This is a genomic window from Flavobacterium cheonanense, assembly GCF_039539185.1.
Taxonomy (GTDB): domain Bacteria; phylum Bacteroidota; class Bacteroidia; order Flavobacteriales; family Flavobacteriaceae; genus Flavobacterium; species Flavobacterium cheonanense.
Genome location: NZ_BAABCT010000002.1, coordinates 452,354 through 476,406, shown reverse-complemented (window position 1 = coordinate 476,406; position 24,053 = coordinate 452,354). Strand labels below are relative to the sequence as shown.

Genomic DNA, 24,053 nt, shown 5'->3' with positions numbered 1-24,053 from the left:
AACTATTTTGTCTTCTTAACGTATTGTGTCAATATAAATATACTTTGGTTTTCAACACGTCCTTCAATAAGGTTGGCATCATCCCAAACTAATTTAATATTATGAACAGCAGCACCACGTTTTGCAGTGAAAGTTGCGCCTTTTACATCTAAATCTTTAATTAAAACAACAGAATCACCATCCAATAAAACATTTCCGTTAGAATCTTTGTGAACAATTTTCCCTTCGTCATCATCGGCTTCGCCTGTTGCTTTTGCCCATTCTAAGGCATCTTCATCAAGATACATCATTTCTAACATATCCATATTTTTTAAACGAGCATGCATTCTCCAAGAAACAATCTGTACGGGTAGATTTTCATTCCACATACTATCGCTTAAACCACGCCAATCGTTTGGGTTCATGGTTTCAGGATTTTGAATTTGATCTCTTAATGATTTTGTAATTAAAATACAATTTTCTGGAGTAGCTTCAGTTTTTGGTTCTACTAAATAGACAACCAAATTTTCATCACTTCCACTAATTTCACACAAAGAACCACTTCTGTCTTTTAATCTTTTTTCTGTAACAACACTCATTTTATAAGATTATAAGTTGAATGAAGCACCAATTTGAAACACAAACTGATTATTGAATCTTTCATATCCAATTACATTTGAATCGTATTTCGCTAAAGGAATTCCAGCTTCTGTGTAAATTCCAAAACCTTCTGTAAAGAAATATCTTGCACCAAGATGAGCACCAAAATTCCTTAAACCTAAATCTAAACCTGGGTAAACATCTAATTTGTCACTAATGTTCAAAACATTTCCAATATTAGCATTGAAACGCGCTTTAGCATCAAATTTATCAGCAAATTTAGGTGTTCCTGCTTTGGTTGTAGTATTCAATAAATAAGAAGTTGTAAATCCATAAGAAATATTTTCTCCTGCTCCAAAATCAATAGTTGCAGCAATTCCAGTTCCATATTCTTGCATTGTCGCACCAACTTGAAATTTTTTATCTCCTTTTCCTTTAAACGCTTGCGAATTTGCAAAACTTGCAGTTAACACAAGTAATAATGTAATAACTCTTTTCATAATTTATGTAAATTTTAGAGTGCAAATATAAGCAATCCATTTCAATAGCAACTTTAAAAGTCAACTTCAAGAATCAATTTCAAGAATCAATTTCAAGAATCAATTTCAAGAATCAATTTCAATGGTTAACTCTAAATTTCAATACCTACAACACGCAACCCTATAATTATTAATTCCTTCCTTTTTCAGTATGATACAAATTATTTAGTGGTTCGCTTTGCCAAAATTCTTTAGAATCTATATCCATAATTGTTAACGGCCCTTTAAATGCAGCTCCAGTATCTACATTCCAAATGCAAGCTTTTTTGATTGGAATAGTTTCACCTATTCTTGTTACAGGTGTGTGACCAATATAAATTTCATCATATAAAGTCAATCTTCTTGGATAAAACCAACTTGTTTTTTCTAAGTTTTCATCCAACGATAAAGCAGTTTCCCACAAGGTTCTATCCCAATAAAATAATTTCGGAAAATATTCATAAGCAATGCCGTTCATATTGGTAAAACCAGCATGAATAAACAACCTGTTTTTATCATCTAAATAATAGTTTTCCAATGACTTTAAAAATGCAACATGTTTCAACTTTGTTGCTTCAGAAATTGTTGAATAGGCAATAACTGTAGCTTCTCCACCATGTTTATACCATTCTCTATTATCAGTGCTGTTTTCAAGCCAATCTAAAAGGAGTTCGTCGTGATTTCCTCTGATGAAGATGCATTTTTGTTTTTGACCTAAATCAATCAAATAATCTATTACCTGAGGCGATTGACTCCATCCATCAACATAATCACCAAGAAAAATTAAAGTATCATTTGTTGTAACACTAGCGCGCTCCATTATTTGATGCAACGCTCGTAAACCGCCATGTATATCTCCAATTACTAATGTTCTATTCATTTTGTTTATTATATTTCACTTTCCTCAAAACTCGCATTACTTCTTTAAAATTTACATAAACAGTTGTAAACGGATGCAATTTCAATAAAGGTTTAGCTTCAATTAATTTCTGTTTGGCATCTTCAAATCCGTTGAGGTAACAAATCATTAGAGTGGATGGCAAATTAATCAAATCTTTATGTTCTCTATCAGATAATTCGATTCCTTTTTGCAATTTATTCAACAAAGATAAATTAGAATTGTAAATATGAAACAAAACTTTTCGATTGTATTGTGGTGGTTCAAAAAGCATTTCGGTTTCAATTTTATAATAGCCATTGTCAAAAAAAGATAATTTTTGTTGTTCCAAAGGATAATAACTCGTTTTATCATTCAATCCCAAAGGAACATATTCGGTTATGGTAAAAGTATTTTCGTCATAATCAATCGTCACATCATCTTGAGCCGAATAAAACAACTTAATTTGCTCGTTTACTAATTCGATATCAACTCGCGTAAAAAAAGTTTTATCTCTAATTTTCTTCGGAATTCCTGCCCAACAAATCACAAACAATTCCTTAAAAACCTTATACTTTGATGGTATATCCTTGTGACGATTATTCACAAAATCAATTACGCCATCAAGCGTATTAGAAATACTATTTCTAGAGCTGTTTTCAATGCTTAAAACGGTTTCAATATTGAGTTTAGAATACGGAATTTTTTCATCCGTAGGAATAGTATTGCTTCCTCTTCTCACAAAAGTAGCATTAGCCAAAATCGTATGAATATTTTTCTTAAAATAAGAAGTTTTAGATTTGGGTTTTATAGTAACTAATCCAACAACTTTATCTCGAGGCAAATTCGGAAAAGGAACATTTTCATATTGAATTTTAGGAGGATTTTCCAAAAAAGCATTTACCAAATTCTGAATGCGACTGTCGTCAAAAAAATCGTCACCGGTTATTTCGTTATTTTCATCTTCAACACCAACAACTATATAAGAATTATTAGAAGGATTAGAATTAGACAAAGCGCAAATATGTTTCAAAAACTTAGCTTTCCCTTCCTTGGTGTGCAAATTCAACTGCCGTTTTTTATCATAAAAACTACACTCATCATTGTGAGCCAGTAAGTTCTTGATAAGTAGGCGTTTGTTTATCATTTTTTAGTGATGAGTGAAAAGCAAAAAGTGATTAGCAGAATACTATTTACTAATCACTTTTCACTAATTACTAAATTTAAGGCACTTTATTTCCCATGCTTTCTGTCCAGATGGCGAACCAATCTAGGTTGTCTAAAGGCAATTCCACGGCTTTCATTAATGCTTGAATTCGAGCAATATTTACAGTTCCAGCAACAGGAATAACTTTTGAAGGATGTTTTAAAATCCAAGAAAGCAAAATAGTATCCGAACCAACACCATATTTTTCAACCAATTGCACCAAAAGTTTTTTTAATCGTCTTGTTTGCTCAATATCTTCTCTAAAAACTGTTCCTAACGGATTCCAACTCATTGGTCGAATATCGTGCGTTTGCATATAATCTAAACTTCCATCCAACATGGCTTCAAAATGTGTTGCCGAAAATTGAATTTGATTATAATTAACTTCCGTTTTACTTCTAATTAGTTCGGTTTGTGAAGTAGTAAAATTAGATAATCCAAAATCGATAATTTTCCCATCCGATTTAAGTTTTTCAACCGTTTCAGCAATTTCATCAGCAATCATCAACGGACTTGGACGATGCAAAAGCAAAACATCTAAATAATCTGTTTGAAGATTTTTCAACGAATTTTCTACACTCCAAATGATGTATTCTTTCGAGTAATCGTAGTGTTTGATTTTATTAGTTCTACTTCCTTCAAGTTGAATACCACATTTAGAAATTAATTGCAATTTCTCTCTTGAAATTTTGCTTTCGCCAAATGCTTTTCCAAATTGCTCTTCTGTGGTATAATCACCATAAATATCAGCATGATCAAAAGTGGTAATTTTATTTTCGATACAAATGTTTATCAAATGGATCATTTCTTGTGTGTTGAGTTTTTTATCCCAAACACCCCAATTCATCGTTCCTGCAATTACAGGTGATAATGTTGTTTTTCTCATAATTGAAATTAAAACTCTAAAATTACTAAAACAAAATCATAAATCATCCTTAAAAACTAGAATTAGAGACAAGTTTTAACGCATTGTTAACATTCTATTCGTGTTAAAATCTTCAATTTTGAAATGTTAAAATTTTATAGTTAATTGTGCCTCGAAAAAAATAGAATTTATGGAAGAAAATGTTGCTGCTTTAGATATTAGAGCCATCAATGAAAAGATAGAAAGAGAAAGTGCTTTTATTGACTTATTGACAATGGAAATGAACAAAGTCATTGTAGGTCAAAAGCACATGGTTGAACGATTGTTGATTGGACTTTTAGGTCAAGGACATATTCTTCTTGAAGGAGTGCCAGGTTTGGCAAAAACGTTGGCAATAAACACCTTGTCGCAAGCAGTTCAAGGTAGTTTTAGTCGTATTCAGTTTACACCAGATTTGCTTCCAGCCGATGTTGTAGGAACTATGATTTACAACATTAAAGCCAATGAGTTTTCAATTAAAAAAGGACCAATTTTTGCAAATTTCGTTCTTGCCGATGAGATTAATCGTGCGCCAGCCAAAGTACAATCGGCTTTGCTTGAAGCGATGCAAGAAAAACAAGTGACTATTGGTGACACAACTTTTAAATTAGAAAGACCATTTTTGGTTCTTGCTACTCAAAACCCAATTGAGCAAGAAGGAACGTATCCATTGCCAGAAGCACAAGTCGATCGTTTTATGCTTAAAACTGTAATAGATTATCCCAAAATGGATGAAGAGCGTATGGTTATTCGACAAAATCTGAAAGGTTCTTACGAAAAAGTAAACGCTGTTGTTTCGGTAGAACAAATTTTGCGTGCTCAAGAAGCGGTTCGCGAAGTTTATATGGATGAGAAAATCGAAAAATATATTCTTGATATCATTTTCGCAACACGTTTCCCAGAAAAATATAAATTAGAATCTCTAAAACCATTAATAAGTTTTGGTTCTTCACCTCGTGGAAGTATCAATTTGGCAACAGCAGCTAAATGTTATGCATTTATCAAACGCCGTGGTTATGTAATTCCAGAAGACGTTCGAGCAGTAGTTCACGATGTTTTACGTCACAGAATAGGAATCACATACGAAGCCGAAGCCGAAAACGTAACTTCAGTTGACATCATCAACAAAATCGTTAACGAAATAGAGGTTCCTTAATCTTTTTTCTTTAAAAAAACTTAGTGCCTTTGCGCCTTTGTGGCAAAAACATGGAAACAAAAGACCTACTAAAAAAAGTTCGTAAAATAGAAATTAAAACCCGAAGATTGAGTGATCACATCTTTTCGGGTGAATATCATACGTCGTTTAAAGGACGCGGAATGACGTTTTCTGAAGTGCGACCTTATCAATTTGGTGATGACGTGCGTGCTATCGATTGGAATGTGACTGCGCGTTATAACGAAGCACACGTAAAGGTTTTTGAAGAAGAACGCGAATTAACTATGATGTTAATGGTTGATATTTCGGGTTCAGAAAGTTTTGGAACTAAAAATCAGTTGAAAAGCGAAATCGTAACTGAAATTGCCGCGACGATGGCTTTTTCAGCAACTCAGAATAACGACAAAATTGGTTTGATTTTGTTTTCCGATGAAATCGAATTGTATATTCCACCTAAAAAAGGAAAATCACACGTACTCCGAATCATACGAGAATTAATCGAATTCCAACCTAAAAGTAGAAAAACCGATTTATCACAAGCCTTGAAGTTTTTATCATCAACTCAAAAGAAGAAAGCCATTGTATTTTTGATTTCTGATTTTATGGTGGATGATGATTACGAAAAAACATTAAAAATAGCAGGAAAAAAACACGACATCACCGGAATTCGAGTATATGATGTTCGAGAAGAAACAATGCCAAATATAGGAATGGTAGAAATGGAAGATGCAGAATCGGGTGAAATTATGGTTGTGGATACGAGTTCTAAAAATGTTCGATTGAATTACGAAAAAAACTACCAGCAGAAAGTTGGTTATTTTAAAGATATTTTTTCAAAATGCGGTTCAGGAACCGTAAACACTCGTGTTGACGAAAGTTATGTTAAAAAATTATTGGGTTATTTTAAATCCAGAGGATAAATGAAATTCAAGTTATATATATTATTTTTTCTACTTACTACGTCACTTTTTGCCCAAAAAGTCACGACTTCTATTGATTCTACCAAGAAAAAAATCGGAGCCGAATTCAAGCTGACTTTAAAAGCATCAGTGAATAAAACAGATAAAGTTGTTTTTCCAAAAGCTCAGAATTTTGGAGCTTTAGAAGTTATAGAATCTTATAAAATTGACACGATTAAATCGAATGACAAATACGAATTAATCAAAAAATACGGATTGACTCAGTTTGATTCAGGAAAATATACTATTCCAAGAATTCAAATTTTAATTAACGGAAAACCTTCTCTTTCAGACAGTTTAAAAGTTGAGGTTGCTGATGTAAAAGTCGATACCTTAAAACAGAAAATGTATGAAATAAAAGATGTTATTCCCGTTGAAAGCTCAAGCGATTGGTGGAAATATCTTTTAGGATTTTTACTTTTAGTTGGTTTAGGATTTATAGGTTATTGGTTATTCAAAAAGTATTATAAAAAACCAGAAAAAGTAGAAGAAATCGTTTATAAAACTCCAATTGAAAAAGCAACATCATTATTACAACAATTAGAAAGAAAAGAACTTATTCAACGTGGTGAAATAAAATCGTATTATTCCGAATTAACCGATATTGCAAGAACTTACATCGAAGAAGAAATTCACATTCCAGCAATGGAAAGCACTACTTCTGAGTTAATTGTGAGTTTGAGAAATGTTGCAAAAAGCAAAAAATTAAAGCTTTCAAAAGAGATACTTGAAAATTTAGAGAAAGTATTACAACAAGCCGATTTAGTAAAATTTGCTAAAGTAAAACCTCTCGATTTTGAAATCGAAGAAGATAAAAAACGAATTACAAGCACAATTGTAACTATTCATAAAGCTATTCCTGAACTAGTTGAAGAAAAAGACGAATTGGAAGAGTGGAATGAAGAGCAAAAACAAAAAGCATTAGCTAAAAAAGCATCAGAACAAAAAATAAAACGCATCAAAAACGCAGTCTTTATTACAGTTTTGGTTCTTGCATTAGCTGTTGGAATAACGTCTGCAATAAAAGGATTCGACTTTGTCAAAGATTTTGTTTTAGGTAACGAGACCAAAGAACTAGTAGAAGGCGAATGGGTTTTAAGCGAATATGGAAATCCTGGAGTAATCTTAGAAACTCCTAAGGTTTTAAAAAGAATTGACGCAAAAAAATCACTTCCAAGAGAATCTTATGCTATACTAAAAGAAATGCAATTGTTTGAATATGGTGCATTAAATCAGAAGCTATTTATTGGCGTTTCAACTATTAAATTCAAAGATACAACCGATATTAAATTTGAAACGGTTTTAGACGGAATAACTAAAAATTGGGAAAAACTTGGAGCACAAAATATGCTTTTCAAACAAGAAGAATTCAATACAGGAAAAGGTGTAACAGGTGTAAAAGCTTATGGAACAATGACTGTTTTTGATAAAGAAGAAGATGAAAGTGAGAAAATGTATTATGAGATTTTATTGTTTAAACAAGATGGTGGTTTGCAACAAATAATAGTTGCTCAAAGAGAAGGTGATGAATATGGCGAAAAAATAGGTAAAAGAATTATTAATTCTGCCGAATTAAAACAAGCTCAATAACAATGGAAAAAATAAGTTTTTTAAATCCTGAATTTTTTTGGTTGTTTTTGCTAATTCCTTTTGCAATAGCTTGGCTATGGTGGAAAAACAAAGAACAAACAGCCACTTTAAAAATAAGTTCTGTTAAAGGATTTAAAGGTTCTAAATCAATTTTGGCAAAATTAAAACCATATTTATCAGGATTACGAATTTTGTCTTTATGTTTTTTAATTATCGCTTTAGCTCGACCAAGAACAGTTGATATTAGTAATCAAACTAAGACGACTAAAGGAATTGATATTGTCATGGCAATTGACCTTTCCAGTAGTATGTTGGCAAAAGATTTGAAACCCAACAGAATGGAAGCTTTGAAAGAAGTTGCAACTAATTTCGTTGACGCTCGACCAAATGATAGAATTGGTGTTGTGGTTTATGCTGGCGAAGCTTATACAAAAACTCCAGTTACAAGCGATAAAGCTATCGTAAAACAAGCTATTTCAGACATTAAATTTGATAATGTGCTTCAAGACGGAACTGGTATTGGAATGGGTTTGACAACAGCAGTAAATAGGTTGAAAGACAGTAAAGCCAAAAGTAAAATCATTATTCTTTTAACTGACGGTGTAAACAATTCAGGATTCATAGAACCAGAAACAGCATCAGAAATTGCAAAAGAATACGGAATAAAAGTGTATACAATCGGATTAGGAACTAATGGAATGGCCGAATTTCCTTATGCTTATGCTCCAAATGGAAAAGATTTTTTATACAGAATGTTGCCTGTAGAAATTGACCAAGAACTAATGAAAACAATTGCAAAAAATACAGGAGGAAAATATTTTAGAGCAAATAACAATAGTAAGTTAGAAAGTATATACAACGAAATCAATAAACTAGAAACAACAGAAATTGAAGAATTGAAATACTATGATTACGACGAAAAATACAGATTATTAGTTATTATCGCAGGAATATTATTATTGATAGAAATCGCATTAAGAAACACAATTTTTAAAAGTTTTATATAATTGGGAAATCCCAAGAATAAAATAAAATCTCAAATTCCAACATGATGTTATAATAGTGGAATTTGGAATTTAAAAAATTTGGAATTTAAAAGACATGTACGAACTAGAAGAAAAAGGTTATTTATATTTATTATTCATCATCCCAATATTGGTGGTGCTTTTTCTTTATGTTCAATTGTGGAAAAGAAAAAAGCAGAAAGAATTTGGTGATTTAGATTTGATTCAAAAATTGAGTCCAGAGAAATCTACTTTCAAGCCAATTTTAAAAATGGTTTTGTTTTTATTAGGACTTACGTTTATTATTATCGGATTGGTTAACCCAAAAATGGGAACCAAAGTTGAAAAAGTAAAACGTCAAGGAATCGATATTGTTTTTGCTGTTGACGTTTCTAAAAGTATGCTTGCAGAAGATGTTGCACCTAATAGATTAGAGAAAAGTAAACAATTGGTTTCACAATTAATCAATCAATTAGGAAGTGATAGAATTGGAATTATTGCCTATTCAGGAAGCGCTTTTCCGGTTTTACCAATGACTTCAGATTATGCTGTGGCAAAAATGTTTCTTCAAAGTATGAATCCGGCAATGATTTCCTCTCAAGGGACTTCTATAGACCAAGCTATTGACTTAGCCAATATTAAGTTTTTTGACAAAAAAGACAAAACAAATAAGTTGTTGATACTAATTTCTGATGGAGAAGACCACACAGATAATGCAGAAACAGCCGCAGAAGCCGCTCAGAAGAATGGAATCAAAATCATAACAATTGGAGTAGGAACAGAAAAAGGAGGTCCAATTCCATTAAAAAGAAATGGCGTTGTAGAGAGTTTCCAACGTGACAAAGACGATCAAGTTGTTATTACAAAAAGAAATGCAGAAATTCTTTCCAAAATAGCTACTAGTTCAAAAGGTGGATTTGTTGATGGAAATTCAACCAAGGTTGTAGTTGATTACGTGAAAAAAGTGATTGATAATACTGAAAAAACTGAATTTGGTGCTACACAGATGGCCGATTTAAAATCACAGTTTCAATGGTTTTTAGGTTTTGGGTTTTTCTTATTGTTTTTAGACACATTTTTGTTGGAAAGAAGAACCAAATGGGTTAGAAAAATGAATTTGTTTAATGAAGAAAAATAAAAAAGGAAAGCAAAGCTTTCAAAATTCGTGCAATTAATACAATACAATTCCTGTAAATTTGTGTAATTCGTGTCAAAAAAACTATGAAAAAATTAATTACATATTGTTTAATCCTAATCTCTTTTGCAACAAAAGCACAAGAGAAAGATAAGTTTTTGCCCAAAGGAAACGAAGAATTTGCAGAAAAAAAATATGCCGATGCAGAAGCAAATTATAGAATTTCACAATCTAAATTCAAGAAAAAAGCAGTTTCCTCTTATAATTTAGGTACATCAATTTATAAGCAAAATCAACATTCTGAAGCAAAATACCAATTTGCCAAAGCCATTCAAGATGCTAAGACAAAACCTGAAAAGCACAAAGCCTTTCATAATCTAGGAAATGTTTTAATGAAAGAAAAAGAATATCAAGGTGCCGTTGAAGCTTATAAAAATGCATTAAGAAACAATCCGAACGATGAAGAAACTCGATACAATTATGCTTTGGCAAAAAAAATGCTAAAAGACAATCCACCACCAGAAAAACCTAAAGAGAATAAAAAAGACCAAGAGAAAGAGAAAAAAGAGGAAAAGAAAGAGCCTGAAAAAGATAACGATAAAAACAAGGACAAAAATAAAGATAAAAAAGACGGTAACGATGATAAAGATAAGGATAAAGGGAATCAACCTCAACAACCTAAACCGACTGGTGCGTCAAAACAACGAATAGATAATTTGCTTGACGCAGTGAACAACGAAGAGAAAAAAGTTCAAGAAAAAGTAAATGCTCAAAAGGCATTAGCAAATCCTAAAAAACCTGAAAAAGATTGGTAGTTATTTTATAATTACAATGCAGAAGATGAGAAGAATAGTAATTTTAATTGTTTTATTTTTAGCTAATTCACTAGTTGCTCAAGTAAAATTTGAAGCAAATGTGAGCAAAAATACTTTGGGCTTAAATGAAAGAGTTCGAATTGAATTTTCAATGAATGAAGATGGTGATAATTTTGTACCGCCAAACTTTGAAGCCAGTGGTTTTAGAGTAGTTGGTGGACCAAGCCAATCTATTAGTGAATCTTGGGTTAATGGAAGAGGTTCATTTCAAAAAACGTACTCTTATGTATTGTTGCCATTAAAAAAAGGAAACTTGGTTATCAAACAAGCTTTAATTGAAATTAATGGTCAGATATACAAAACCTTACCAATAAAAATTACGGTAACTAATGCAGTAAACCAACCAAATGATGCCAATGATCCTGCAACCGTTAGAGCAGATAATAATTTATATTTAGTTGCTGATATTTCTAAAACTAACCCTTATGTAAATGAACCCATAACAGTAGTTTATAAATTATATTTTAGTTACAATATTGGTATTACAAACTGGCAAGAACTGAATAAGCCAAAGTATAAAGATTTTTGGAGTCAAAATATAGATGTAAAACAGCTAGTTGCAGAAGAAGGAATGTTTAAAGGCGAGCGTTATCGCTACGTTGTTTTAAGAAAAACGGTGCTTTATCCACAAAAAGCCGGAAAACTTGTTATAGAGCCATTGTCTTTAGATATTGATTGTCAAGTTCCTAGAGGTAGACCAAACTTTTTTGGACAAGTTCAGCTTGTAGAAGATAGTAAAAGAGTTTCAGCAGGAAGTAAAGTTATCGACGTAAAACCACTACCTGAAGCCGGAAAACCTGCAAATTTTACAGGAGCAGTTGGTAAATTTAATTTCAGTGTTCTTCCATCCAAAACAACTTTGAAAAATGGTGAATCTCTTGATTTAGACATTAAAGTAACAGGAGTTGGAAATTTAAAATTATTCAATTTACCCAAACCAGTAGTTCCTTCCGAACTTGAAATGTATGATCCAGAACATTCAGAAAATGTTTCCACGCCATTATCTGGAATGACAGGAAGTATTTCCGATAGATATACCATTATTCCGCAATCTAAAGGAAATTTTCCTATCAAAGGTTTGGAGTTTTCTTATTTTGATCTTTCAACTGGAAGCTATAAAACAATTGCTTCTCCAAACATTATGTTGAATGTTTTGGATGGACCAGGAGTTGTAAATTCTAATGTAAATTCTGCAGATGCTACCTCAAAAACTGTAGCAACACCTTCAAAATCATTCGCCTTTATCAAAGAAAAAACGGATTTAGAAAGTATAGAATCAGACGATTTCCTAGGTTCAGGATTATTTTATGGATTGTTGTTTTTGCCGTTTTTAATAATTCCAGTTCTAGTTATTGTTAAAAAGCGAAAAGACACTCAAGATGCTGATATTATTGGGAATAAAACTAAAAGAGCTAATGCTTTAGCTAAGAAATATTTATCGGAAGCTAAAAAGCAAATTAACAACAAAGAGCCATTTTACATCGCATTAGAAAAAGCAATGCACAATTTCTTGAAAGCCAAATTAAATATCGAAACTTCAGAAATGAGTAAAGATAAAATCACAGAGATTCTGCTTTCGCGAAACGCCAATTCAGAAACGGTGAAAGAATTTATAACTTTGACAGAAAGTTGTGAATTAGCTCGATATGCGCCATCAACAAGTACAATAATTCATCAAGATTATGACAAAGCTGTTGAAATAATTTCGAGTTTAGAAAAACAAATTAAATAGTAATCATGAAGAAGTTTTTTTATCTATTTCTATTTATTTATGCATCTGTTTTTGCAACGGATATTTCTAATCCTTTTGTAGATGGGAATATCCAATACAACGACGGAAAATATGAAGCAGCGATTACAAGCTACGAAAGTGTTTTGGCAAATGGTCAACAATCGGCTGAGTTGTATTTCAACCTTGGAAATTGTTATTATAAATTACATAAAGTTGCACCAGCCATTTACAATTACGAAAAAGCATTACAACTAAATCCAAACGATCCTGAAATTCAAACCAATCTAGATTTTGTCCGAAAAATGGCAATCGACGACATCAAAATCATTCCAAAAGTAGGTTTCGATAAAATAATTGCAGATTTCACTTCAAGTTATCGTTACGATACTTGGGCTTGGATTGCGGTTGCGTTCGCATTTATATTTTTAGCGTTTTTTATCGGATATTATTTCTCACCAACGGCTTTTAAGAAGCGTATTTATTTTACAGGAATGTTTGTGATTTTGTTGTTGTTATTAACTTCTGTCTTCTCAGCATTATTCGAAAAAAACCGATTAGCAACTGAAAAACCAGCCATAGTTTTTGCCGAAACCGCATCAGTAAAAGGCGAGCCAAAAGCATCAAGTCCTGAAACTATTTTACTTCACGAAGGAACAAAAGTGTACATTCTAGAAAGCATTGCCAATTGGAAAAAAGTTCAACTTACTGACGAAACTACAGGTTGGATTAGTGATGAAGCGATAAAGGAGCTTAATTAGTTTTGTTAAGAATGGATAAGGAAATCGCCAAGATTATATTAATATTATTTTTCGGGTTTTTAACTCCAATAATGATGCTATTTGTTCCTGTTGAAGGAGGTGGTGTTAGTTTAATATTTGTTTTAACTGTTCCAATTTTAATAGGGATTTCAATACTATTTTCCATTATATATTTTTATCTTGATAAATGGGAATTTACATTAGAAAGAAAAAAGTTGATTTTATTATTTTTCTGTGCTACTTTAATTGCGTTAGCTCTAATGGTTTATCCATATAGACAATATTGAAAATTTAACTAAACCTTTTCCTTCAAATCCTTAAACCAATCGGTTAAAACAGGCAACATAAATTCAGATGTTTTTAATATTGGATTAAAAAAAACAGAATTTTCTTGGGTTTCTTTACTTACTAAAGCATCATTAATATTCCCTTTTTGGAACAAACTCAAAACGATGCCTAACAATAAAGTGGTTTTCAAGACGGCAAAAAATGCGCCGCCCAGTTTATTCAACCAACCTAAAAATACAAAATCAGCAATTTTAGAAAATACTTTTGCTAATAAGTGAATTGCAATTACTACAATAAGTAAAGTAATTATAAATGCAGCAATTTTTGCGGTTTTGCTATCGCCAATAAAACTTCCAACAATGTAAGAGAATTTTACCGCAATATAAATTCCAACAAAAAACGAAATCAATGAAGCCAATTCAACAAACAATCCGTTTCGCAAACCTTTAAAAGCTGCAAAACCTAACAAAACTGCAAAAACAATATCGATAAATCCCATAAATTTAATAAAAGTGAGCGGTAAAGATATAAGAATATAGAAAATAGAACAAAGAGAAAAGATGGTAAATGTGATATATTTGCAAACTAATTGAAAATTGTAGTTGAAAAGTCTATTTTCTTTTCTCTATTTTCTTTTCTCAAAATAAAAAAAATGTCTCGAGATATACAACTAAAAGAGCGATGGGAAAAAGTTGTTGAAATCCTTTCCAATCAATTTGCCGAAGGAGAACAACTTGACTTAGATGCAATAATATACTTAATTGGTGTTCAAGAACTTGGAAAATTTAAACGCGCTTTTGCAAAAGATGAAAAAGTCAATTTAATGCACATCGCTATTTGCAGATTATTAGAACCTTATGGTTACTATGAATTCGATTTTTTCGATAAAGACGGATGGCCTCATTATAAAGTAAAAGAAGAATTACCACCACTAAAAGCAGGAGAACAAACCATTTTAATGAAAGACGCTATTGTAAATTACTTTGTTGAAAAAGAAATTATTGATTAAAAAAAATATATGAAACTTCATAAATCTATTTTTCTATTACTTTTTTTATTTATTTCAAGATTTTGTTTTGCTCAGAAAGCTATTGAGATTGATGAGAATAAAACAACAACTCCTTTATATGAAGTAAGTTTTAATAAATCTTCTTTTGATTTTTATAACCAAAGTAATTATGGTTTTATTTTGTTTTATAAGTTAGAAAATGATGATGATTTCTTGGATTGTTTAAGGTTATCTGTTGAAAATCTTGAGAAATACAAAACTATGGATTTAATGTATTATGCTTCATTGGTCGAATATGTAATTAGAGAAGATTTCAAAATAATCGAAAGTAGAAAAGTTGAAAATCAAGGTAAGACAAGCTATTTTTTACTAGTCTATGAAAAACCATTAGGTAAAAAAAACTTAAAAATTCATCACCGAATTTATTTTAATAACGGATTTGGGTTTAATTTTTCTCTACGAACAGTCACAAATAAATTTGATAAATTATATTCAGATTCAGAAGAAATTTTAAATAGTTTTCAATTGAGGTAGTTTTTAAATCAAAAACTTCCAACTCGCAACTCGCAACTCGCAACTTTTCCTTAAATTTGCACCTTCAAAGAAAGACCGATGATAGACAAGATTAAACAACATATTGAAGAAGCTAAAGCATTTAACGATAAAAATAAAGAATCGTTAGAGCAATTTCGTATAAAATATTTGGGAAGTAAAGGATTGTTGAAAGAACTTTTTAATGAGTTCAAAAACATTCCAAACGACCAAAAGAAAGACTTCGGACAAGTGATTAACACACTAAAAGCTGTTGCCGAAGAAAAAGTAAAAACCATTCAAGAAGGGCTAGAAAGCAAAGAAGAAGTGAAAGGTTTTTATGGCGATTTGTCTCGTCCAGGTGAGCCTATTCAAATTGGTTCTCGTCATCCTATTTCACTAGTAAAAAATCAAATTATTGATATTTTCTCAACAATCGGATTCAATGTTTCTGAAGGTCCAGAAATTGAAGACGATTGGCATAATTTTACAGCATTAAACTTGCCAGAATACCATCCTGCAAGAGATATGCAAGACACGTTTTTCATTCAGACAAATCCTGATGTTTTGTTGCGTACGCACACATCATCAGTGCAAGTGCGTTACATGGAAAACAACAAACCACCAATTCGTACGATTTCTCCAGGAAGAGTTTTCCGTAATGAAGCGGTTTCATCACGTTCACACTGTATTTTCCATCAAGTGGAAGGTTTGTATATTGATAAAGACGTTTCGTTTGCTGATTTAAAACAAACATTACTTTATTTCACCAAAGAAATGTTCGGAAAGTCTAAAATTCGTTTGCGTCCAAGTTATTTTCCTTTTACAGAACCAAGTGCCGAAATTGATATTTATTGGGGTTTAAAAACCGAAACCGATTATCGTATCACCAAAGGAACAGGTTGGTTAGAAATTGGAGGTTGCGGAATGGTTGATCCAAATGTTCTTAAAAATTGTGGTATCAATCCAGACGAATTCTCAGGTTTCGCCTTCGGAATGGGAATCGAACGTATCGCAATGCTTTTACACCAAATTGGCGACATCAGAATGTTCTTTGAAAATGATGTACGTTTCTTGGAGCAATTTAAATCAAGTATTTAATGATTCAAGAATGAAAAGTAACGATTTTTGATTTTAGAAGTAAATCTCGAAATCAAAAATCGTTAATCAAAAATCGTTAATCAACAATCAACAATCTAATGAAAGCAGATATTACCATCACAAAAGTAGAAAATGTATTCCTTGCTGCCGTTCAAGAATGGAGCGACGACTTTATGGAAAAAGTTTGGTACATCTATTTAGTAAACGATTCTGACTTCAATTTAGACAGCGTAATGGTTGTATCTAAAGCTTTTGGAACTATTGATGGCGAAATGAAAAAAACGTCGCTCTTGCGTCATGCTTTTCCAAGTGTGCCAGCTGTTTCTGTGGTTAAAGTAGAAATGGTAGAGAAAAGTGTGCTAGCACTAAACAACGAATTTATGGTTACCTATTTCATAGGAAACACATTGTATGACAAAAAATTCACTTTCAGAAAAAACACTATCAACGAAAGGGCTACCGAAGAAGTGCCGATTTTGTTCGTGAATGGTGTGATTGTTAGGTAGTTGTTATAGATTGTTATTTCGTAAGGAATCTACTTCTTTGCAGAATTCTCTCTCTTAACCTTCTCTTTCCAGCTAAAATAACCTAAAACGAAGATGCCTATCACAATATAAGAAACTGCTCTTATGTAGAAATTATTTTCCGAAAGTTGTTGCGAAATAGTCTTTTCTTTAAGTTCAAATAAGGTCATGAAAACAACCATAAAAACACCCCAAAACCCACCCATTTTTAACTGATATTTCCAACGGTCGCTCATTTTAATCTAATTTATCGGTTAGTTTTTTAAATGTACTTTTAGCATCTTTTCCTTCGTACAAAATTTCGTAAACAGCATCAATAATTGGCGTTTTAGCTTTGTATTCTTGGTTTAATTTGTAAGCACTTTTTACAGCATAATAACCTTCGGCAACCATACTCATTTCCATCATGGCCGATTTTACGGTGTAGCCTTTCCCAATCATGTTTCCGAACATTCTATTTCTTGAGAATACCGAATATCCTGTAACTAATAAATCGCCCAAATACGCCGAATTATTTATATTACGTTTCATTTTATGTACTTTTCTAATGAATTTCTTCATTTCACGAATAGCATTACTCATAATAACCGATTGAAAATTGTCACCATAACCTAAACCATGAGCAATTCCTGCAGCAATAGCATAAATGTTTTTCAACATAGCTGCGTATTCAGTTCCAATAATGTCGTCAGAAATTTTAGTTTTAATGTAATTTCCGGCAAGAACTTTGGCTACAACTTTAGCTTTAGCCGAATCACCACAAGCAATGGTCAAATACGAAAGTCTTTCTAAAGCTACTTCTTCAGCGTGACATGGTCCAGTGATTACACCAATATTTTCAAAAGGAATATCAAATTTTTTGTTGAAATGCTCGCCAACAATCAAAAAGGTTTCAGGAACAATTCCTTTTATGGCAGAGAAGATTACTTTGCCTTGTAAACTAACAGTAAGTTTCTCTAATTCTGCACTTAAAAAAGCCGATGGAATAGCGAAAATGATATAATCTGCATATGCGACAGCTTCATTTATATCGGAAGTTAATCGCAATTTATTAGTGTCAAATTCTACTGAACTTAAATAATTTGGATTGTGTTTTTGAGATTTTATATGGTCAATTGCTGATTGATTTCTCATGTACCAAGCAATTTCGTCTAAATTGACGCACAACATTTTTGCAATTGCAGTAGCCCAACTTCCGCCACCAATTACTGCAAATTTTGGATATTGATTCATTATTAGTTTGTTTGATAATCCAAAAATACTGAAATTTATTTAAAGCAATGCTATTGCGTTAGTTTAAGATTATTAAGGAAAGATATTGTTAAAAATTAATTTAACTTAAAATTATGATATTCAACACAATAATAAGAAATAATGGTCGTTATTACTATATATGATTTCTGTTAGGTGATTTCATAAGTTTAGTTAGTTAAAAATTTTGTTTTGGGGTTTGAGAAAGGCGTTCAGGAACTATATCTTGAACGCCTTTTGAATTTATGCTGAACTCGTTTCAGTATCTAATCACTATTTACTTTTCACTCTTCACTAAAATTAGTAACTCATTTCTACGATTTCACGTACTTTTTCTAAAGTGATATTTTGTTTTTCACCCATCGCTTTCCAACCTCTTTCTTCGAAACGATTTACAATAAAATCTGCTGTTTTTTCAATGTTTTCAGCGTTTTCAGAGATTTTGGTTTTCATTCCCATGGTGTGGAAAAATTCAATAGTTTTTTCGATGGCTTTTTCGGCTTTTTCTTCTACTGAATTTCCTGTGATGTTCCAAACTCTTTCGCCATATTGTGCTAGTTTATCTTTCTTGGTTTCAAACATAACTCTATATAAGTTTGGACCAATAATCGCTAAAGTTCTTGCGTGATCAATTTCATACAAAGCGGTTAATTCGTGACCAATCATGTGTGTTGCCCAATCGCTAGGAACACCTTTTTGAATCAATCCGTTTAAGGCCATCGTTGCGCTCCAAACAAAATTAGAAGCTAGTTTATAATCACTTGGATTTTCTACTACACTTGGACCAACTTCGATTAAAGTTTTCAAGATGCTTTCTGCAAATCTATCTTGTAATAAAGCATCGTGTTGAAACGTTAAATACTGTTCCATAACGTGTGTAAACGCATCAACAACACCATTTTGCAATTGTCTTTTTGGTAATGAAGTAATTACAGTTGGATCAACAATTGAGAATTTTGGAAACAAAGCACTTCCACCCAAAGTCAGTTTTTCATGAGTTGCTTCAATAGTTACCACCGCACCAGAATTCATTTCGGAACCTGTTGCAGGCAATGTCAAAACAGTTCCAAATGGAATCACTAGGGATAAATCGGTAAATAAAATTCTCTTTCTTAAAATATCTGCTTCATCGCCTTCAAATTTAGAGGCTGCAGAAATAAATTTCACTCCATCAATAACGCTTCCGCCACCAACGGCTAAAATAAAATCGATTTTTTGCTCGCGAATAATTCGAACTGCTTTCATCAAAGTTTCAAATCTTGGATTGGGTTCAATGCCACCAAATTCAACGATTTCAAAACCTTTTAAAGCTGAGGTTACCGCTTCGTGAACGCCATTTTTAAAGATACTTCCGCCACCATAAGCCAATAAAATTTTGGCGTCTTTTGGAACTAATGTAGCTAATTTTTCTGTTTGTCCTTTGCCAAAAACATAATTGACAGGATTGTATAATTCGAAATTGTTCATTGTAAAAATATTTAGAGTACAAATTTACGAAACGATTGAACGAACAAGTGGTAAAGGAATGTTAAGTTAAGTTTTTTGAAAGATATTTTTCTCTGAAATAATTCATTTTTTTAATAATATCATCTTGTTGACTTTGGAAACTAAATAAATTATGTTCTTTTTTTCCTTTTAAATTTGAAAAAATTATCAAAGTATAATATGTCAAATATCTGTTAGGATTGACCATAACTCCAAAAGCATAAACTTCACTCCATTCATATTTAACATTTTCAATTTCTATGTTAAAATCAGATATTTTTATTGTTTTAACTTTTTTGTTTTTTAGATAAAAGAAATTGAAAGCCGTAGCAAGAGCTATAAAAATTAATAAAGGATAAAAAAATAAACTATCTTTAAATTTTAAACTAATTATCAAACAAGATAAACCAATTATTAATAGCAATGATTTATTAGATTGGTTACTTTTAAAAACAACTTCATTTTCGTTAACAGTAGAATTAGTGAATTCAGATGAAAGGAGGAAGTATGGTTTATTTAAAAGATTACTTGTTATAAAATTGCCCTTTTTAGGAAAACTATCTATTGTTTTGTCAAAATTTTCATTCATAGTTTACGTTTTGAAATAAATTATTTCCTATAAAAATTATTATGATCCACATATTCCCAAACTTTTCCAGGCAATAACGGACGAATATTTTTTTTGTTTTTGATGCTTTCGCGAATAAAAGTTGAGGAAAGTTCGATAACAGGCGCACCAACTCGATGAATTTTAGAATGATTTACAAATTGCTCATCAATTTCACCTGAATTCAATCTTGGATACACATAAATATTATGATTTTCTAAAATGTATTCGTAATTTTTCCATTTGTGAAGCGAATTCAGATTGTCTTCACCCATAATCAAACAAAACTCATGTTGCGGAAATTTATCTTTTAAATGCGCTAAAGTATTTACCGTATAATTAGGTTGAGGTAATTTGAATTCAATATCTGAAGCTTTGATTTTAGTATAATCATCGGTTGCTAAATTCACTAAATGCAAACGTTGGTAATCATCCAATAAGGTATTCTTCTGCTTGTGCGGATTATGTGGCGTGACAACCATCCAAATTTGATCCAAATCGGAATGTTCTGCCATATGATTGGCAATAATCATGTGCCCAACGTGAATTGGATTGAAGGTTCCGAAATATAATCCTATTTTCATTTTTGTATCACAGAGTTACACCAAGTTTTTCACAGAGTTACACCAAGTTTTTGTGTTTCTTAGTGTAAACTTGGTGAGACTTTGTGCTATAATTTTTATTTTGAAACAAATTCCTTTACTAATTCATAAGCTTCAGCTTTGGCCACATCCAAATCATAATTTTTAATGATCTTGTCAAATTGTGGTGCAGTGGCAAGTTCTACGTGAGCTTTTGCGATGCGCATATTTATCTTTTCGTCGCTTTCTGTGGAACGCTGTTTTAATCTTCGTTTCAATTCGTCAACGCTTGGTGGTTTTACAAAAACTGCTAATGTTTCTTGAGGAAATTTCGATTTAATTCGCAATCCACCTGAAACATCAATGTCGAAAATTACGTTCTTACCTTTAGCCCAAATTCGCTCAACTTCACTTTTTAAGGTTCCGTAATAGTTGTTGGTATAAACCTCTTCCCATTCCACAAACTCTTCGGCTTTGATGTGTTTTTTAAATTCTTCCCAACTGATGAAATAGTAGTCTTTTCCATCTACTTCTTGACCACGAGGTTCGCGTGTTGCACAAGATATTGAAAACTCTAAATTCAAATCTTCTTGAGCCAATAAATGCCTTACTATGGTGGTTTTTCCCGAACCAGATGGCGCTGAGAATACTAATAATTTTCCTTTATTCATTCTTAGTTGTGTTGTCTATTCTCTTTATTCTATTCTCTATCTTCTTAAAGAACATTCAAAACTTGTTCCTTAATCTTCTCCAACTCATCTTTCATCATCACTACCAATTTCTGCATTTCAGAATGGTTTGATTTAGAACCCATAGTGTTGATTTCTCTACCCATTTCTTGCGTGATGAAACCTAGTTTTCTTCCGTTAGCTTCTGTTCCTGCAAGGGTTTCTATGAAATAATTTAGGTGATTTTCTAAACGAACTTTCTCTTCTGTAATATCGTATTTTTCTAAATAAAAAATCAATTCTTGTTCGAAACGATTTTCATCAACATTCACTTGAAGTTCGTCTAAAGCGGTTCTCAATCTTGTTTTTACAGTTTCAACTCGCTCAGCATCATAAGCAACCGCATCGTTCATTAATTTCATGATATTGGCAATGCGATGTAGAAATTCTTTTTCTAATGAAACGCCTTCGTCTTTTCTGAAATTCGCGATATTTTCTAATGCTTCATCAATGACTTTTTGGATTTCTTTCCATTCGTTTTCATCAATTTCGTCGCGTTCTGTTTTTAATGCATCAGGCATTCTTACAGCCATTTTCATCAATTCAGTTTCATCAGCATTTGGAATTACTGCTTTCATTTGATTGATGTAACCTTTTACAATAGGCACATTAATTTTAGAAGAGGTTTCTTCGCCAGTAACTTCGATGTAAAGAGAAAAATCAATTTTTCCACGTTCTAATCGTTGCGAAATTTGGTTGCGTAAACCCAATTCCATTTCGCGGTAAACCGATGGCATTCTTGTATTCAAATCTAAACCTTTACTGTTTAGTGATTTTAATTCTACGGTAATTTTTTTGGTTGGTAATTGCAAAGATGCTTTTCCGAAACCAGTCATTGATTGTATCATTCTTATGTTTTATAGACCTCAAATATAATTAAAAGTTTTCAGTCGCAGTCGCAGTTTTCAGTTTTTACTTTTCTTGATTACATCCAAATTTATCGGGATTGTTAATCATGTAATTTATAAGTTTTCCAACCTCTAAGGATTTCTCATTTAAATCTTTATGGATTTCAATAGTAATATATTCACATTCTAAGGCAAAATCAAGCCAAGTACTTGTTTCTGAATTTTCACCGTCACAATCGGTTAATTTACTAATAAAATGATTTACATACCTTCGTTTTCTATAGGCTTCAGCCATATTTGCACAGACACTTCTTGAAGAACGTCTAATTTGGTCTGTTAATGAGTAGGTTTCTTCTTTTGGGAATAATTTGGAAACTTTTAAAATTTCCATAGCTAAAGAAAATGCTTTTCTATATGCTAATAAGTCTTTATAATCCATATATGTTTTATTAATATTTAAGACTGAGACTGCTTACTGCGACTGAAAACTGAAAACTGCGACTGCCTACTTTTTTTGTGTTACCAAATAAACTCCTGTAAATATTAAAACCGCCGAAAGTAATTTTACCAAACTCAGTTCGTCTTTTCCTAAACCAACAGCAAAAATCGTTGCAAAAAGTGGTTGTAAATAGATGAACACGGCAACAGTTGTTGGTTTTAACTCACGCATCGAAACCAAATTTAATAAATAGGTTAGAAAAGTTGAAAAGACTACTACAAATCCAATTTTCCAGAAAATATCTGTTGGAATTGTTGTCCAATTTATTGCATGAAATTCGTGCCAGCCAAACGGTAAAACCATGATAAATCCAAAGGTGTAAATCCATTTTACGAAAGTAAACGCATTGTATTTGTCCATTAGTTTTTTTACCAAAATCAAGTAAAAACCATAAGAAATTGCATTTATGAAGACTAATAAATTTCCTAAAGTAGCATTTGGAGCATTAACCATCGATTTTCCGTAAAGAATCAAAGTTATTGTTCCTGCTAATCCTAAAATTATTCCAAATATTTTGCGCTTTTGCATTCGTTCTTTCATAATAATTGCTGAAAGAATTAATACAATTATTGGCGTTGTAACCATTAAAACCGCACCCATAATTGGAGAAGTATAACTTAAGCCTTTAAAAAAAGTAAGCATATTTAAAGCTACGCCAAAGAAAGCCGCAGCGGCAATTCGAGGAAAATCTTCTAAAGCAATTTTTTCTTTTGGTCCAAAAAAGGAAACCAACCAAAATAGTAAAACCGAACCGCCAACTCGCATCGTAATAAATCCGAACGGCTCGACATATTTTGGCATTACATCTTTAGCAATAGTAAAGGTTACACCATAAATTATGGAAACTAATGTTGCGGCAAATAACGCCCAAGTTCTTTTAGACATTTTCTAATGCTTTCATTACTTGTAACATGTTTTGTTGCGTGTTTCCGATGTAAATTTTGTCTTGAATTATAAAAACTGGACGACTAATAAAGGTGTAATGTTCTAAAATATACTTACGAAAATCGTCTTCTGTTAAGTTTTTGTTCTTCAAATCTAATGACTTGTATAACTGTGCTTTTTTGCTGAACAATGCTTCATAACTTCCAGAAAGTGAACGCATATATTCTAGTTCTTCAATTGTAATTGGATCTTGTTTTATGTCGTGATATTTCAAATTTGCACTTTTCGGTAACGATTTTATAATTTTTCTACACGTATCGCAACTCGCTAAATAGTATATGGTATCAGTCATAATTTTTTCTTTTTGCAAAGAAAATTCATTTGAAACTTATAATCTGTATTTTTGTAAAAAAATTGCAATC

At 31.8% G+C, this 24,053-nt stretch carries 29 protein-coding genes; 12 read left to right on the top strand and 17 right to left on the bottom strand.

The window, feature by feature from the left end:
- Window positions 1-2: 2 nt before the first annotated feature.
- The 5 genes from ABD766_RS05615 to ABD766_RS05595 form a co-directional block, all read right to left on the bottom strand.
- Window positions 3-578, bottom strand: coding sequence for a PhnA domain-containing protein (locus ABD766_RS05615; RefSeq protein ID WP_344815746.1), 576 nt, complete (start codon window positions 576-578; stop codon window positions 3-5).
- Between the two features lie 9 nt (window positions 579-587).
- A complete protein-coding gene (locus ABD766_RS05610; RefSeq protein WP_344815745.1) occupies window positions 588-1,079 on the bottom strand; it encodes a DUF6646 family protein in 492 nt (163 codons plus the stop codon).
- A gap of 169 nt (window positions 1,080-1,248) precedes the next feature.
- The gene (locus tag ABD766_RS05605; RefSeq protein WP_344815744.1) at window positions 1,249-1,977 is read right to left on the bottom strand and encodes a metallophosphoesterase family protein; all 729 of its coding nucleotides are present in this window, start codon (window positions 1,975-1,977) and stop codon (window positions 1,249-1,251) included.
- The gene (locus ABD766_RS05600) at window positions 1,970-3,121 is read right to left on the bottom strand and encodes an ATP-binding protein (RefSeq protein WP_344815743.1); all 1,152 of its coding nucleotides are present in this window, start codon (window positions 3,119-3,121) and stop codon (window positions 1,970-1,972) included. The genes ABD766_RS05605 and ABD766_RS05600 overlap by 8 nt, the downstream gene beginning before the upstream one ends.
- Before the next feature lie 76 nt (window positions 3,122-3,197).
- Window positions 3,198-4,067 (bottom strand): aldo/keto reductase, encoded by an 870-nt coding sequence (locus tag ABD766_RS05595; RefSeq protein WP_344815742.1) that lies wholly within the window; start codon window positions 4,065-4,067, stop codon window positions 3,198-3,200.
- Between the two features lie 169 nt (window positions 4,068-4,236).
- Here ABD766_RS05595 and ABD766_RS05590 point away from each other — a divergent pair, with 169 nt between their 5' ends.
- The 8 genes from ABD766_RS05590 (at window position 4,237) to ABD766_RS05555 (ending at window position 13,294) form a co-directional block, all read left to right on the top strand.
- Window positions 4,237-5,241, top strand: a complete 1,005-nt coding sequence (locus ABD766_RS05590; RefSeq protein WP_035127576.1) for an AAA family ATPase — start codon at window positions 4,237-4,239, stop codon at window positions 5,239-5,241.
- A gap of 50 nt (window positions 5,242-5,291) precedes the next feature.
- Window positions 5,292-6,161, top strand: a complete 870-nt coding sequence (locus ABD766_RS05585; protein ID WP_344815741.1) for a DUF58 domain-containing protein — start codon at window positions 5,292-5,294, stop codon at window positions 6,159-6,161.
- Window positions 6,162-7,790, top strand: a complete 1,629-nt coding sequence (locus ABD766_RS05580) for a hypothetical protein (RefSeq protein ID WP_344815740.1) — start codon at window positions 6,162-6,164, stop codon at window positions 7,788-7,790.
- A 2-nt stretch (window positions 7,791-7,792) separates the two neighbouring features.
- Window positions 7,793-8,797 carry a vWA domain-containing protein gene (locus ABD766_RS05575; RefSeq protein ID WP_344815739.1) on the top strand — a complete coding sequence of 335 codons (1,005 nt, stop codon included), beginning with the start codon at window positions 7,793-7,795 and terminating at the stop codon, window positions 8,795-8,797.
- 94 nt (window positions 8,798-8,891) lie between these two features.
- A complete protein-coding gene (locus ABD766_RS05570) occupies window positions 8,892-9,932 on the top strand; it encodes a VWA domain-containing protein (protein WP_344815738.1) in 1,041 nt (346 codons plus the stop codon).
- Window positions 9,933-10,015: 83 nt separating this feature from the next.
- Window positions 10,016-10,744, top strand: coding sequence for a tetratricopeptide repeat protein (locus ABD766_RS05565; protein ID WP_344815737.1), 729 nt, complete (start codon window positions 10,016-10,018; stop codon window positions 10,742-10,744).
- Between the two features lie 25 nt (window positions 10,745-10,769).
- Window positions 10,770-12,536, top strand: a complete 1,767-nt coding sequence (locus ABD766_RS05560; RefSeq protein ID WP_344815736.1) for a BatD family protein — start codon at window positions 10,770-10,772, stop codon at window positions 12,534-12,536.
- Between the two features lie 5 nt (window positions 12,537-12,541).
- Window positions 12,542-13,294: a tetratricopeptide repeat protein gene (locus ABD766_RS05555; RefSeq protein ID WP_344815735.1), complete on the top strand. Its 753-nt coding sequence runs from the start codon at window positions 12,542-12,544 to the stop codon at window positions 13,292-13,294.
- On the opposite strand, the gene ABD766_RS05550 is transcribed toward ABD766_RS05555, so the two are convergent.
- Together ABD766_RS05550 and ABD766_RS05545 are read right to left on the bottom strand one after the other, a co-directional pair.
- A complete protein-coding gene (locus tag ABD766_RS05550) occupies window positions 13,287-13,460 on the bottom strand; it encodes a hypothetical protein (RefSeq protein WP_344815734.1) in 174 nt (57 codons plus the stop codon). The two genes, ABD766_RS05555 and ABD766_RS05550, sit on opposite strands and share 8 nt — an antisense overlap.
- 129 nt (window positions 13,461-13,589) lie before the next feature.
- Window positions 13,590-14,081: a CvpA family protein gene (locus ABD766_RS05545; RefSeq protein WP_344815733.1), complete on the bottom strand. Its 492-nt coding sequence runs from the start codon at window positions 14,079-14,081 to the stop codon at window positions 13,590-13,592.
- 153 nt (window positions 14,082-14,234) lie between these two features.
- Between ABD766_RS05545 and ABD766_RS05540 the strand changes: the two genes are divergently transcribed.
- The 4 genes from ABD766_RS05540 to ABD766_RS05525 all read left to right on the top strand — a co-directional run bounded on the left by ABD766_RS05540 (window position 14,235) and on the right by ABD766_RS05525 (window position 16,729).
- The gene (locus ABD766_RS05540) at window positions 14,235-14,591 is read left to right on the top strand and encodes a hypothetical protein (RefSeq protein WP_298303415.1); all 357 of its coding nucleotides are present in this window, start codon (window positions 14,235-14,237) and stop codon (window positions 14,589-14,591) included.
- A 9-nt stretch (window positions 14,592-14,600) separates the two neighbouring features.
- On the top strand, window positions 14,601-15,125 hold the full coding sequence (locus ABD766_RS05535) for a hypothetical protein (protein ID WP_298303416.1): 525 nt from the start codon (window positions 14,601-14,603) through the stop codon (window positions 15,123-15,125).
- 78 nt (window positions 15,126-15,203) lie between these two features.
- Entirely contained in the window at window positions 15,204-16,223 is a 1,020-nt protein-coding gene (gene pheS, locus ABD766_RS05530) for a phenylalanine--tRNA ligase subunit alpha (RefSeq protein WP_344815732.1), read from the top strand.
- Window positions 16,224-16,321: 98 nt separating this feature from the next.
- Entirely contained in the window at window positions 16,322-16,729 is a 408-nt protein-coding gene (locus ABD766_RS05525) for a hypothetical protein (protein WP_344815731.1), read from the top strand.
- Between the two features lie 29 nt (window positions 16,730-16,758).
- Here ABD766_RS05525 and ABD766_RS05520 read toward each other — a convergent pair whose 3' ends face one another.
- The 10 genes from ABD766_RS05520 to ABD766_RS05475 form a co-directional block, all read right to left on the bottom strand.
- Window positions 16,759-16,983, bottom strand: a complete 225-nt coding sequence (locus tag ABD766_RS05520) for a hypothetical protein (RefSeq protein WP_344815730.1) — start codon at window positions 16,981-16,983, stop codon at window positions 16,759-16,761.
- Between the two features lies 1 nt (window position 16,984).
- Complete coding sequence (locus tag ABD766_RS05515; RefSeq protein WP_344815729.1) at window positions 16,985-17,980, bottom strand: NAD(P)H-dependent glycerol-3-phosphate dehydrogenase; 996 nt, start codon at window positions 17,978-17,980, stop codon at window positions 16,985-16,987.
- Between the two features lie 318 nt (window positions 17,981-18,298).
- Window positions 18,299-19,465: an iron-containing alcohol dehydrogenase gene (locus tag ABD766_RS05510; protein WP_344815728.1), complete on the bottom strand. Its 1,167-nt coding sequence runs from the start codon at window positions 19,463-19,465 to the stop codon at window positions 18,299-18,301.
- Window positions 19,466-19,526: 61 nt separating this feature from the next.
- Complete coding sequence (locus ABD766_RS05505) at window positions 19,527-20,072, bottom strand: hypothetical protein (RefSeq protein WP_344815727.1); 546 nt, start codon at window positions 20,070-20,072, stop codon at window positions 19,527-19,529.
- Window positions 20,073-20,092: 20 nt separating this feature from the next.
- Window positions 20,093-20,674, bottom strand: a complete 582-nt coding sequence (gene nadD / locus ABD766_RS05500) for a nicotinate (nicotinamide) nucleotide adenylyltransferase (protein WP_344815726.1) — start codon at window positions 20,672-20,674, stop codon at window positions 20,093-20,095.
- A gap of 95 nt (window positions 20,675-20,769) precedes the next feature.
- Window positions 20,770-21,342: a guanylate kinase gene (gmk, locus tag ABD766_RS05495; RefSeq protein ID WP_344815725.1), complete on the bottom strand. Its 573-nt coding sequence runs from the start codon at window positions 21,340-21,342 to the stop codon at window positions 20,770-20,772.
- A 44-nt stretch (window positions 21,343-21,386) separates the two neighbouring features.
- Window positions 21,387-22,247, bottom strand: a complete 861-nt coding sequence (locus ABD766_RS05490) for a YicC/YloC family endoribonuclease (RefSeq protein ID WP_298303430.1) — start codon at window positions 22,245-22,247, stop codon at window positions 21,387-21,389.
- A gap of 64 nt (window positions 22,248-22,311) precedes the next feature.
- Window positions 22,312-22,686, bottom strand: a complete 375-nt coding sequence (locus ABD766_RS05485) for a four helix bundle protein (RefSeq protein ID WP_344815724.1) — start codon at window positions 22,684-22,686, stop codon at window positions 22,312-22,314.
- 66 nt (window positions 22,687-22,752) lie between these two features.
- Complete coding sequence (locus ABD766_RS05480) at window positions 22,753-23,631, bottom strand: DMT family transporter (RefSeq protein WP_344815723.1); 879 nt, start codon at window positions 23,629-23,631, stop codon at window positions 22,753-22,755.
- Window positions 23,624-23,983, bottom strand: a complete 360-nt coding sequence (locus ABD766_RS05475) for an arsenate reductase family protein (RefSeq protein WP_298303433.1) — start codon at window positions 23,981-23,983, stop codon at window positions 23,624-23,626. The genes ABD766_RS05480 and ABD766_RS05475 overlap by 8 nt, the downstream gene beginning before the upstream one ends.
- Window positions 23,984-24,053: the final 70 nt, after the last annotated feature.